Source organism: Pseudomonas sp. NC02 (assembly GCF_002874965.1).
Lineage (GTDB): Bacteria > Pseudomonadota > Gammaproteobacteria > Pseudomonadales > Pseudomonadaceae > Aquipseudomonas.
Genome location: NZ_CP025624.1, coordinates 5718140 through 5731483 on the forward strand (window position 1 = coordinate 5718140; position 13344 = coordinate 5731483).

Below are 13344 nucleotides of genomic sequence, written 5' to 3' on the forward strand. Positions count from 1 at the left end.
ACTTTGACGCTTTTTTGAAGTTTATTTTTCAGGATGACGAATAGCACTAGGCGCGCCGGCATTGCACCGTTAAAGTCGGAAGTCCGCCTGTATCGAAATACCTCCCAAAATCCCCCCTGAAAAACCTCAGCCCCAACAGGGCCGGGCTTTTCGTGCTTTTTCAGCGAAACGCTTCGCGGCAATCCTGCCAGCCGAGTCCACTTTCTGCCGTGGCGTGTAAAAGCCAGGGTAAAGCGATGCGCGCCTTGTCCTGGGTGTCGTGGAAGACGATCACCCCGCGCCGCCACAACAGCATCAGTGTGAGCACGCGGTTCGCCGACTCATCAGCCTTGAGCTTGCCGGGTTCGTCTTCCGAGTCGATGTCCCACAAGGCCACTTGCAGCCCTTGTGACTGGAAAAATCCCTGGCTGTCGGACCGGCGCTGACCGTACGGCGGGCGGAACAGCGGCAAGTAGTTTTCCGGCATCAGGTTTTGCGCCAGGGAGGCGCTGCGGGTGATGGACGACTGCCAGTCGACCCAGTGGCTATGGGAGCGGTACTGCCAGCCCTGGATGCCGACGCACTGGCCCTGGTACAGCGCCTGCACATCGGTGGCCGAGCTTTTCTCGACGCGGGTTTGCAGGCTGTTGCCCAGCACGAAGAAGAGGCTGTGCATTTTCTGTTTGCGCAGGTAGTCGGCGAGCCAGTCGGTATTGCCGCTGACCGGGGACGGTCCGCTGTCGAAGGTCAGCAGGAACATCCGGTCGTTGAGTTCGTCGCCGTTGCGTTCGTGATCGCCGAAGCGCGCGATTTCGCTGCTGATCTGGGGGAACAGGGCGGCCTTGCGCAACTGTTCATCCAGGTAGCGCTCGTGGAATGCGCGGCTGGGGCCGGCCCAGCCTATATAGAAGGAGTTGTCGCTGACTTCGAATTTGGCGGCTTGTTCGCGCAGGTCGTCCATGTTTTCCACCAGGTAGCAGAAGGAGGCGTCCTGTTCGCAGCTTTGTTGGGCGAAGGTGTAGTTTTCCAGTAGCCGTTGCCAGAGTTGACGGCGCAGGTCGTCGATCGAGGCCTGGTTGATGATCTTCAGGCCCAGGCGCTGCTTGAGGGCGGGTTCGTCGAGGGATTCGCTGGCGAGCAGGGTGTGGGCGAACATCAGGATTTCTGCGCGTGAGGCGACGTCGAACAGGGCGGGGCTGCTGAGGCGTTCGGGCCAGGTGCCGCGGTCCAGGGTTGCGACATCCACGGGGGCGGCTTGGGCGCCCAGGCAGATGAGCCAGGCTGACAGTAAAAGCGCAATTCGCACGAAGGGTCTCCCTTTCCAGAGTCGTCGGGCACTATAGCCGATCGTGTGGGGGCGCTATTGGGTTGGTGTGTATATGCGTTATTTGAGTGATGGCTTGTATTGGTTCCGCTCTTACAGCGGCTCACTTTTGAACGCTTTTGCAAAGTGACTCGCTGTAAGAGCGAAACCATAAGCCGCCGTAACCGCAGAAACGGATATGCCCCCCCCAACGACCGCACAGCTATCTATCACCATCATAGGTGGAGTCAAACCGCCCTACCCCCTAGAATCCCCCCACGATTAAAGGAGACGACTTCATGCTGACGGTGATTTCCCCCGCCAAAACCCTCGATTTCGAGTCAAAGCCGGTCACCCCGCGCTTCACCCAGCCGCAATACCTCGACCACTCCCAGGAGCTGATCGAACAACTGCGCGAACTCAGCCCGGCGCAAATCAGCGAACTGATGCACGTCTCCGACAAAATCGGCGGCCTCAACGCCGCACGCTTCGGCAGCTGGACCCCCGCCTTCACCCCCGCCAACGCCAAACAAGCCCTGCTGGCATTCAAGGGCGACGTCTACACCGGCCTCAACGCCGAAACCCTCAAGGACGCCGACTTCACCTACGCCCAGGACCACCTGCGCATGCTCTCCGGCCTGTACGGCCTGCTGCGGCCGCTGGACCTGATGATGCCGTACCGCCTCGAAATGGGCACCAAACTGCCCAACGCCCGTGGCAAGGACCTGTACGCTTTCTGGGGCACCCGCATCAGCGAGTGGCTCAACGAAGCCCTGGCCGAACAAGGCGATGACGTGCTGCTCAACCTCGCGTCCAACGAGTACTTCTCGGCAGTCAAACGCCCGGCATTGAATGCGCGAATCATCAACACCGAGTTCAAGGACCTGAAAAACGGCCAGTACAAGATCATCAGCTTCTACGCCAAGAAGGCCCGGGGCATGATGAGCCGCTTTGTGATTGAAGAACGCATCAACGACCCGGCCAGGCTCAAGGAGTTTGACGTGCAGGGTTATCGCTTCAATGCGGAGCAGTCGAAGCCGGATAACCTGGTGTTCCTGCGGGATCACGCACCGGAATAACCTGACAACGAAGATCCAAATGTGGGAGCGGGCTTGCTCGCGAAAGCGGTGGTTCAGTCGATGCCTTTATTGCCTGACACGCCGCTTTCGCGAGCAAGCCCGCTCCCACATTTTGTTTGCATTCCAACTCCGAATTCGCCATTTATTTGGCGTCAAAAATAATTCTTCAGATTCCCTAACATTTATTTCACTCGACATTCGTCATTTTTTTTCGTAGTGGCACCACTTTTTTAAAACAGTAGTGGCACAAAACTATTTACCCCTCGCAACTCCCCGCAACTACTGGCCTAAATAGCAAGTGCTATCAGAATAGTACTAGTGCCATCTTTCCTAATATTTCAAGAAATTTCCGGAAACAGGATGAGTGGACAGGAACTATGTCCTAAAGCACCGCTCATACCACCGGTAACGATTATCTCTGAAGATGTAAGAGATGACTTACGTGGCGACCAAGGGAAGTAGCAAAGTTGTCATATAACTTTGACTCAATGGTCAAATCATCAACTGATTAGTTGAAGGCGGACGCAAAGGTTTCACTACTTTCTCCGACAAGGCCAAGGCTGAGCTCACCTGTATGGGTCAGTGAGACAACCCAAGCCGTTGATATATAAGGGCTCAAAGCCCCTGTCAACGCCTTGCGGCACTGGCGCCAGGCCCTTCCCCAGGAAGGCTGGCTGCATTTCAGGGCAAGCCCCAACAATAAGGCCAAGTTGCGCACAACTTGAGTGCATTAGTTAGTCACTCGACTTTTAGTATGCCTGCACTGGATATACCGACGTTTATTCGTCGCACTTCCCAGTGCCTGGGTGACGCTTCAAAACATGAACTCCGGCCATCTAGTGGCACGATTAACAATGAGGTAAATGCGATGCGCATCAGCATATTTGGTTTGGGTTACGTCGGCGCGGTATGTGCCGGTTGCCTGTCTGCACGGGGCCATGAGGTCGTTGGCGTAGACATCTCCAAGGAAAAGATTGACCTGATCAACGCGGGTAAATCCCCCATCGTTGAACCGGGTCTGGGCGAGCTGTTAAGCCAGGGCGTTCAAACCGGCCGACTGCGCGGCACCACCAATTTCGCCGAGGCAATCCGTGATACCGACCTGTCGATGATTTGCGTCGGCACGCCGAGCAAGAAGAACGGCGACCTGGAACTCAACTACATCGAATCGGTGTGCCGCGAGATCGGTTTCGTCCTGCGTGACAAGACCTCCCGTCACACCATCGTGGTCCGCAGCACCGTGCTGCCAGGTACCGTGGCCAATGTGGTGATTCCGATTCTCGAAGACTGCTCGGGCAAGAAAGCCGGCGTCGACTTCGGCGTCGCCGTAAACCCTGAGTTCCTGCGTGAAAGCACCGCCATCGCCGACTACGACCTGCCGCCGATGACCGTCATCGGTGAATTCGACACCGCTTCCGGCGATGTTCTGCAGTCGCTGTACGAAGAACTCGACGCGCCGATCATCCGCAAGGACATCGCCGTCGCCGAGATGATCAAGTACACCTGCAACGTCTGGCATGCGACCAAAGTGACCTTCGCCAACGAGATCGGCAACATCGCCAAGGCGGTGGGTGTCGACGGTCGCGAAGTGATGGAAGTGGTCTGCCAGGACAAGACCCTCAACCTGTCCCAGTACTACATGCGCCCGGGCTTTGCCTTCGGCGGTTCCTGCCTGCCCAAGGACGTGCGCGCCCTGACATACCGCGCAGGCTCTCTGGACGTGGATGCGCCGCTGCTCAACTCGCTGATGCGCAGCAACGAGTCACAGGTGCAAAACGCTTTCGACATCGTTTCCAGCCACGACAAACGCAAAGTCGCCCTGCTGGGCCTGAGCTTCAAGGCCGGCACCGATGACCTGCGCGAAAGCCCGCTGGTGGAACTGGCAGAAATGCTGATCGGCAAGGGTTTCGACCTGAGCATCTACGACAGCAACGTCGAATACGCTCGCGTGCACGGCGCCAACAAGGACTACATCGAAGGCAAGATCCCTCACGTGTCGTCCCTGCTCAACTCGGACTTCGACGAAGTGATCAACAACTCCGACGTGATCATCCTGGGCAACCGCGATGAGAAGTTCCGTGCCCTGGCGCACAACGCACCCCACGGCAAGCAAGTGGTCGACCTGGTGGGCTTCATGTCCAAGGCCACCAGCGTGAGCGGCCGTACCGAAGGCATTTGCTGGTAACAGCAACGGCAAGTTTCAAGCGGCAAGCGTCCTGATCCCCGGCGCTTGCTGCTTGAAGCCTCCTTCACCTGCGGAATGACGCCTATGTCCAAGTTAAAACACGTACTCCTCCAATCTGCCGGCTGGCTGTTTTTCCTGAGCCTGCTGATGGGACTCGCCCTGCTGTTGCCGGCGAGTACGTTCGACTCAGAGTCGAAGAATTTTATTTTCCTGATTGGCGCCGTCGGTATCTGGCGCTACTCGATGGGTGCTACGCATTTCTTTCGCGGCATGCTGTTCCTGTACGTGGTCTACCCGCACCTGCGGCGCAAAGTGCGCAAGCTGGGCAAGGCGGCAGACCCGTCCCACGTATTCCTGATGGTCACCAGCTTTCGGATCGACGCGCTGACCACGGCCCAGGTCTACAGCTCGGTGATCCGCGAGGCCATCGAATGTGGCTTCCCTACCACCGTGGTCTGCTCCCTGGTGGAAATGTCCGATGAGCTGCTGGTCAAGAGCCTGTGGGCCAGGATGAACCCGCCCGACCACGTCAAACTGGACTTCGTGCGCATCGCCGGTACCGGCAAGCGTGACGGCCTGGCTTTCGGTTTTCGCGCCATCTCCCGCCACCTGCCGGACGACCGTGCCGTAGTGGCCGTGATCGATGGCGACACCGTGCTCGCCGAGGGCGTAGTGCGCAAGACCGTGCCGTGGTTCCAGCTGTTCGGCAATGTCGGCGGCCTGACCACCAACGAGTTCTGCGAAGTGCGCGGCGGCTACATCATGAGCGAGTGGCACAAGCTGCGCTTCGCCCAGCGCCACATCAACATGTGCTCCATGGCCCTGTCCAAACGCGTGCTGACCATGACCGGCCGCATGTCGGTGTTCCGCGCCAACGTGGTCACCGACCCGGGCTTCATTGCCGATGTGGAAAGCGACTCGCTGCAACACTGGCGCCTGGGCCGCTTCAAGTTTTTGACCGGTGACGACAAGTCCAGCTGGTTCAGCCTGATGCGCCTGGGCTACGACACTTTCTACGTACCGGACGCCGCGATCCACACCGTGGAACACCCGCCGGAAAAGAGCTTTATCAAGGCCAGCCGCAAACTGATGTTCCGCTGGTACGGCAACAACCTGCGCCAGAACTCACGTGCCCTGGGCCTGGGTATGCGTCGCCTGGGCCTGTTCACCAGCATCGTGCTGTTTGATCAACGCGTGTCGATGTGGACCTCCCTGCTGGGGCTGACCGTGGCGATCATCGCCACCTTCAAATACGGCGGCGCGTTCATCCTCGCCTACCTGCTGTGGATCGGCATCACCCGCCTGATTCTGACCCTGCTGCTGTCGTGCTCCGGCCACAAGATCGGCCCGGCTTACCCGGTGATTCTCTATTACAACCAGATCATGGGCGCGCTGGTGAAGATCTACGTGTTCTTCCGCCTTGATCAACAGTCCTGGACCCGCCAGGACACCAAACTGACCCGCGATTTGGCCAGCTTTCAACGTTGGTTCAACACCTGGTCGTCTCGGACCATGACCTTCTCCGCCGGCAGCATTTTCGTCGCCGTGTTGCTGATGATGGTTTGACCCTGCCAAGCCTGAATTAACTAGGAACTAAACACCATGAATAGCCCAGTAAACGCCAACGTTGTCCACGAATCCGAAGCCCAGCGCCAACACGCCCGGGTCAAAATCCCGGCCAAGCTGCGCTTCTTCGGCGCCGATCAAACACCGATGGAAGTGCGGGTGATCGACCTGTCCGCCGGCGGCCTGGCCTTCAACGCCCCGCAGCAGCCGCTGAAAGTCGGCGATGTGCACAAGGGTCGCTTGCAATTCGTGATCGACAACCTGGGCCTGGCGATGGACGTCGAGCTGCAGATTCGCTCCTACGATCGCCAGACCGGCCGCACCGGTTGCCAGTTCCAGAACCTCGATGCACAAGACATCTCCACCCTGCGCCACCTGATCACCTCGCACCTGGCCGGTGACATCGTGACCATGGGTGACGTGCTGGCAACCCTGCAACGCGACAACTTCACCAAGGCGCGCAAGGTCAAGGACGGCGGCAGCAACATGAGCGTCGGTGGCCGCCTGCGGGCGGTGACTTTCAGCCTCGGGATCTTCGTGGTGGGCCTGGCGGCATTCGGCTTCGTGGTCAAATCGGTGTACGGCATGTACTTCGTCAGCCACGCCACCTCCGGCCTGGTGAGCGTGCCCGGGATGAACGTGACCATGCCCCGCGATGGCACCGTGCAAAGCCTGATCAAAGGCGATGCGGTCGCCGCCAAAGGCGCGCCATTGGCAACCTTCAGCACCAGCATGCTCGACGTACTCAAGGGCCATCTGGACGAAGACCAGCTGCAACCGGCCAAGGTCGAAGAGCTGTTCGGCAAGCAAATGACCGGCACCCTCACCTCCCCTTGCGACTGCGTCGTGGCCCAGCAACTGGTCGCCGACGGTCAGTACGCCAGCAAGGGCGACGTGATCTTCCAACTGGTGCCACGCGGCAGCCAGGCCAACGTTGATGCGCGCTTCTCCTATCGCCAGTTTGCCGACGTACGCCCGGGCACCCGCGTGAACTTCCAGGTAGCGGATGAAGAGCAGGTACGCACCGGCACCATCGTCAGCAGCACCAGCCTGAACAGCAGCGAAATGTCCTCCGACATCCGCGTGCAGATCAAACCCGACGCCCCGCTGGACAGCACCTACGCCGGTCGCCCGGTTGAAGTGACCAGCGATCGCGGCCCGTCCCTGAACTGGCTGATCGACAAAGCCATGGCCAACGGTCTGTAAGCAGAGGACATGCCTGTGATGACTCTCTCAAAAACACCGCAATCCCTGTGGGAGCGGGCTTGCTCGCGAAAGCAGTGTGTCAGCCAACACATGCATCAACTGACAGTGCCCCTTCGCGAGCAAGCCCGCTCCCACATGGGAACTGCGGCGTTGCTGGCTGTTGCGGTCAGCCTCGCCGGTTGCGCCGGCCTGCCCGACCAACGCCTGGCCAATGAAGCGCTGAAACGTGGCGACACCGTCACTGCCCAGCAGAACTACCAGCAGCTCGCGGATTTGGGCTACAGCGAGGCCCAAGTGGGCCTGGCGGATATCCAGGTCGGCACCCGCGACCCCGAGCAAATCAAGCAGGCCGAAGCGACGTACCGCGCGGCTGCCGATACCTCGCCCCGTGCCCAGGCACGCCTGGGCCGCCTGCTGGTGGCCAAGCCCGGCGCGACCGAAGCCGAACACCATGAAGCCGAAGGCCTGCTGAAAAAGGCCTTTGCCAATGGCGAAGGCAACACCCTGATCCCGCTGGCAATGCTCTACCTGCAATACCCGCACAGTTTCCCGAACATCAACGCCCAGCAGCAGATCAGCAAATGGCGCGCCTCGGGTTACCCGGAAGCCGGTCTCGCCCAGGTGCTGCTGTATCGCACCCAGGACACCTACGACCAGCACCTGGATGAAGTGGAAAGCATCTGCAAGGCCGCACTGAACACCACCGATATCTGCTACGTCGAGTTGGCCACGGTCTACCAGAAAAAAGCCGAGCCGGAAAAACAGGCCGACCTGCTCAAGCAGATGGAAGCCGGCTACAGCCGCGGCACCGTCACCGCCCAACGGGTCGACAGCGTGGCTCGTGTACTGGGTGATGCAAGCCTGGGCAAGACCGACGAAAAAACCGCCCAGGCCCTGCTGGAAAAAATCGCCCCCGGCTACCCGGCCTCCTGGGTCAGCCTGGCACAACTGCTCTACGACTTCCCGGAACTGGGTGACGTCGACCAGATGATGAAGTACCTCGACAACGGCCGCGCCGCCGACCAGCCCCGCGCCGAACTGTTGCTGGGCAAGCTCTACTACGAAGGCAAGTGGGTCCCGGCTGACGCCAAGGCCGCCGAAGAACACTTCCAGAAAGCCGTCGGCCGCGAAGTCGCCGCCGACTACTACCTCGGCCAGATCTACCGCCGTGGCTACCTGGGCAAGGTCTATTCGCAAAAGGCCCTGGACCATCTGTTGACCGCTGCGCGCAACGGCCAGAACAGCGCCGACTTCGCGATCGCCCAGCTGTTTTCCCAAGGCAAGGGCACCAAGCCCGACCCGCTTAACGCCTATGTCTTCAGCCAGTTGGCCAAGGCCCAGGACACGCCGGAAGCCAACGACCTGGCGACCCAGCTCGAAGCGCCGCTGACCCCGGAACAACGCGCCGAAGGCCAACGCCTGGTGCAACAGGAGCTGGCCGTGCGCGGCACCCTGGCCCAAAGCACGCTGCAATTGCACGCCCTGCAAGAAGAAGACGGCGAGGAATCCCTATGAAGCTCAACCCATTCGTCAAGGCCGGTATCGGCCTGACCTTCGCCCTGCTGTGGTCGTGCCCGACCCTGGCGGCGCTGACCGAAGCCAAGAACTTCGGCCTGGAAGTCAAAGTCACCGGCCAGTCCGAAGATGACCGCGACCTGGGCACCCAGAAAGGCGGCGACGTCAACGGCATCGGCCTTGACCTGCGCCCGTGGATCTACGGTGAAAGCGGCAACTGGAGCGCCTACGCCATGGGCCAGGCCGTGACCTCCAGCGACATCATCGAGACCGACACCCTGCAACAGTCCTCGGATGACGCCACTCAACAGACCAGCAACGACGACCGCAAGAGCAAGAAGAACTACCTGGCGATGCGCGAGTTCTGGGTCGCCTATGGCGGCTTCACGCCCTACCCCGGCGAGATCCTCAAGCTCGGTCGCCAACGCCTGCGCAATGACGACGGCCAATGGCGCGACACCAATATCGAAGCGCTGAACTGGACCTTCGACACCACCTTGCTCAAGGCCAATGTCGGCGTCGCCGAGCGCTTCAGCGAATACCGCACCGACCTCAAGGAACTGTCGCCCAAGGACAAGGACCGTCAGCACCTGTACGCCGACGCCGCCTATCAGTGGACGCCAGGCCAGTGGATCGGCCTGCGCGCGCACCACACCCATGATGACGGCAAGCTCGACTACCCGGAACCGGGCGTGGCCACCGACTCGCTGGACAAGCGCGAGAACGGCGACCTGACCTGGCTCGGCATCGAAGCCAACAGCGACGCCTACAACTGGCGCAACACCAACACCGTCAACTACTGGGCGAGCGTCACCGGCATGCAGGGCGACCGCGACACGGTCAACGCCTTGAACGCCGACGGCACCCGCCCGGCCAACGCCAAGCGCAGCGATGACGTGAATGGCTGGGCCACCGATTTGGGTGTACGCCTGCGCCTCGACCCGCAGTGGCAAGTGGGCGCCGCCTACTCCCGCGCCAGTGCCGAATACGAGCAGAACGGCCTGCAAAGCAACCGTTCGAACTGGACCGGTACCCAGTCCCGCGTCCACCGCTTCGGTGAAGCGTTTCGCGGCGAGATGAACAACATGCAGTCCATGAGCCTGTTCGGGTCCTGGCAGCTGCGCGAGGACTATGACGCAAGCCTTGTGTACCACAAGTTCTGGCGCGTAGACGGCAACAAGCCGGTGGGCAGCAACGGCATCGATGCCGTGCAGAACAACACCGATGACGTGACCGGCGCGATCCTGTCCAGCACGTCCCTGCCGCTTGAAGACGGCAAGAAAGACCTGGGCCAGGAGATGGACCTGGTGGTCACCAAGTACTTCAAGAAAGGCCTGCTGCCGGCCGGGCTCAGCCAGTCGATCGACGAGCCGTCGGCCCTGGTGCGCTTCCGTGCAGGCGTGTTCAAGCCGGGCGACGCCTATGGCAGCCAGGTCGACTCGTACATGCATCGCGCCTTTGTCGACGTGATCTGGAAGTTCTGATGGGAGCCTGCGCAATGAAGTCTCAAAGCCTGCTCGTCGCGGCCATGCTGCTGGCCAGCGCCTCGGCCTTCGCCGACAAAGCGCCGACCATCGCCAAAGAGCTGCAACAGGCCAAGACCTACACCATCTCCAGCCCGCCGACCGAGCCGCTGGAGATGGCCAAGCCTGCGCTGCCGGACGTGTCCGGCTACACCGCGGCGAATATCGCGAAAAAGATCGTGCGTACCAAGCCAGGCAAAATCAGCATCCGCCGGATGATGCAGGAAGACGCCCTGAAGGACTTCATCGGCGGCGACAACAAGATGGCCGAATGGGTAGTGCGCCAGCACGGCATTCCCCAGGCGATCTTTGTCGACGACGGCTACATGAACCTCAAGGACCTGCTGAAGAAAGTGCCCAAGCAGTACTTCAGCGAAACCTCGCCGGGGGTGTTCCTGGCCAAGTTGCCGATCGTGGTGGGCCGTAAAGGCATCCTCGAAATCGACAAGCAGACTCAAGAGCTGCGCCTGTCCCAGGAAGCCGGTTCGTTCCTGATCAACGACGGCCAGTTGTTCGTACGTGACACCAGAATCACCGGCTGGCGCGAGAAGACCAACGGCCCGGCGACCTTCCAGTCGCCCAAGGAATTCCGCCCGTTCCTGCTGGCCTGGGGCGGCACCGAGACCTACATCGCCAATAGCAAGATGGCCAGTTTCGGCTACGCCAACAGTAAGTCGTATGGCGTGAGTATTTCCCAATACACGCCGAACATGGCCAAGGTGCTCAAGCGTCCTGAACCGACGGGCTGGATCGTCGACTCCGAGTTCTCGGACATGTGGTACGGCTTCTACTGCTACGAAACCACCGGCTTTGTGCTCAAGGGCAATACCTACAAGGACAACATCGTCTACGGCATTGACCCCCACGACCGTTCACACGGCCTGATCATCACCGACAACACCGTCTACGGCACAAAGAAGAAGCACGGCATCATCATTTCCCGGGAAGTGAACGACAGCTTCATCTTCAACAACCGCAGCTTCGACAACAAGCTCTCGGGCCTGGTGATCGACCGTAACAGCGTCAACAACCTGATCGCCGACAACGAGATCTACCGCAACCACACCGACGGCATCACCCTCTATGAGAGCGGCGATAACCTGCTGTGGGGCAACAAGGTCATCAGCAACCGTCGCCACGGCATCCGCGTGCGTAACAGCGTGAACATTCGCCTGTACGAGAACATTGCCTTGGCCAACGGGCTGACCGGCGTGTACGGCCACATCAAGGATTTGACCGACACCGACCGCGACATCGCCCTCGACCCGTTCGACACCAAGGTCTCGCTGATCGTGGTCGGCGGTGAACTGGCCGCCAACGGCAGCGGGCCGCTGTCCATCGACTCGCCGTTGAGCGTCGAGCTGTACCGCGTATCGATGCTTGCGCCGACCAAATCCAGTGGCATCAGCTTCTCGGGCGTTCTTGGCGATCGCCAGGAAGAGATCCTCGACTTGCTGGTACGCCAGAAGAAAGCCGTGCTGATCGACCCTGTCGAACGCCAGACCGAAATGCAGGACTGAGGATGACCTTTATGCACCCACACATGATCAAACTGCTCAGCCTTTCGGGTTTGACCCTCGGCCTGCTCGCGGCCAGCCAGGGCGTGCGCGCCGACGAAATCAAGGCGCCAACCTTCACCGCCGAACCGTGCTGCAGCCTGTGCCCGGCCGCCCACGACGCGAAGAACTACACCACGCGCTACCAGCAGAACTTCACCACCCTGGTGCAAGCTCAGGGCGATTGGCTGTTCCGGACCCAGGAAGACCTGCGCACCGAATTCGACACCAGCCCCGCCGGCTACAAACGCATGCAGCAGCTGCACGATGCGTTCAAGAGCAAGGGCGTGGAACTGGTGGTGGTCTACCAGCCGACCCGTGGTTTGGTGAACCGCAACAAGCTCAACCCTGAAGAGAAAGCCAGGTTCGATTTCGACAAGGCCCTGGGCAATTACAAGACCATGCTCGGGCGTTTCGCCAAGATGGGCTACGTCGTGCCGGACCTGTCGCCGCTGACCAACGAGCAACTGCCGGACGAGTTACCGGCCCACGATTTCTACTTCCGCGGTGACCAACACTGGACGCCATACGGCGCCCAGCGCACCGCCAAAATCGTCGGCGCGAAAGTGCGGGCGATGCCTGAATTTGCCGGCATCCCGCAGCGCGAATTCGAGACCAAACGGTCCGGGCGCATGGGCAAGACCGGCACCCTGCACAACATGGCCGGGCAACTGTGCGGCACCAGCTACGCGATCCAGTACATGGACCAGTTCACCACCGAGCCCAAGGGCGAAGCGGCAGACGGCGACCTGTTCGGTGATTCCGGCAACCCGCAGATCACCCTCGTGGGTACCAGCCACAGTGGCAAGAACTACAATTTCGCCGGCTTCCTGGAACAGGAAATCGGTGCCGACATCCTCAACGTCGCCTTCCCCGGTGGTGGCCTGGAAGGCTCGATGATCCAGTACCTGGGCAGCGAAGAATTCCAGAAGACCCCGCCGAAGATCCTGATCTGGGAATTCTCGCCGCTGTATCGCCTGGACCAGGAGACCATCTACCGCCAGATGATGTCGCTGCTGGACAACGGCTGTGAAGGCAAGATCGCCCAGATGAGCGCCAGCACCACGCTGAAACCCGGCAAGAACGAATTGCTGGTGAACAGTTCGAACAAAGACCTGCGCAACAGCAGTCACCAGGTCGACATCCGCTTCGCCGACCCATCGGTGAAAACCCTGCAAGCCACCCTCTGGTACATGAACGGGCGCCACGAGGACATCAAGATCGAGAAACCCGAAACATCCGATACAGACGGGCGTTTCGCCTTTGAACTGCGCACCGATGAAGACTGGGCCACGCAAAACCTGCTGGCCGTGGAAGTGCAGGGCCCTGAAGCGGGCCAGGCCGCGCAGAAAGTCGAAGCGAAAATTTGCACACGCAACGTATTCCCCGCCGGTGGTCAACAGACTGCTTCAACGGGGCAATGAGGTTACTT

The 13344-nt window shown here is 60.3% G+C and carries 9 protein-coding genes; 8 read left to right on the forward strand and 1 reads right to left on the reverse strand.

Annotated features, from left to right (window positions below; genetic code table 11):
• Positions 1-160: 160 nt before the first annotated feature.
• A complete protein-coding gene (locus tag C0058_RS26865; RefSeq protein ID WP_003216300.1) occupies positions 161-1285 on the reverse strand; it encodes a polysaccharide deacetylase family protein in 1125 nt (374 codons plus the stop codon).
• A 296-nt stretch (positions 1286-1581) separates the two neighbouring features.
• Between C0058_RS26865 and yaaA the strand changes: the two genes are divergently transcribed.
• The 8 genes from yaaA (at position 1582) to C0058_RS26915 (ending at position 13336) form a co-directional block, all read left to right on the forward strand.
• A complete protein-coding gene (yaaA, locus tag C0058_RS26870; RefSeq protein ID WP_008435666.1) occupies positions 1582-2361 on the forward strand; it encodes a peroxide stress protein YaaA in 780 nt (259 codons plus the stop codon).
• An 868-nt stretch (positions 2362-3229) separates the two neighbouring features.
• Entirely contained in the window at positions 3230-4546 is a 1317-nt protein-coding gene (locus tag C0058_RS26880; protein WP_003216295.1) for a nucleotide sugar dehydrogenase, read from the forward strand.
• A gap of 84 nt (positions 4547-4630) precedes the next feature.
• Positions 4631-6112: a mannuronan synthase gene (gene alg8, locus C0058_RS26885; protein WP_017477650.1), complete on the forward strand. Its 1482-nt coding sequence runs from the start codon at positions 4631-4633 to the stop codon at positions 6110-6112.
• Between the two features lie 36 nt (positions 6113-6148).
• Positions 6149-7318 carry an alginate biosynthesis protein Alg44 gene (locus C0058_RS26895; RefSeq protein ID WP_003216292.1) on the forward strand — a complete coding sequence of 390 codons (1170 nt, stop codon included), beginning with the start codon at positions 6149-6151 and terminating at the stop codon, positions 7316-7318.
• Positions 7319-7408: 90 nt separating this feature from the next.
• Complete coding sequence (gene algK / locus C0058_RS26900) at positions 7409-8833, forward strand: alginate biosynthesis TPR repeat lipoprotein AlgK (protein ID WP_371857008.1); 1425 nt, start codon at positions 7409-7411, stop codon at positions 8831-8833.
• Positions 8830-10317: an alginate export family protein gene (locus tag C0058_RS26905; protein WP_003216288.1), complete on the forward strand. Its 1488-nt coding sequence runs from the start codon at positions 8830-8832 to the stop codon at positions 10315-10317. Before algK ends, C0058_RS26905 begins: the two co-directional genes overlap by 4 nt.
• Positions 10317-11876, forward strand: coding sequence for a mannuronan 5-epimerase AlgG (algG, locus tag C0058_RS26910; RefSeq protein ID WP_102369875.1), 1560 nt, complete (start codon positions 10317-10319; stop codon positions 11874-11876). The genes C0058_RS26905 and algG overlap by 1 nt, the downstream gene beginning before the upstream one ends.
• A gap of 11 nt (positions 11877-11887) precedes the next feature.
• The gene (locus C0058_RS26915) at positions 11888-13336 is read left to right on the forward strand and encodes an alginate O-acetyltransferase (protein WP_102370301.1); all 1449 of its coding nucleotides are present in this window, start codon (positions 11888-11890) and stop codon (positions 13334-13336) included.
• The last annotated feature ends 8 nt before the right edge of the window (positions 13337-13344 follow it).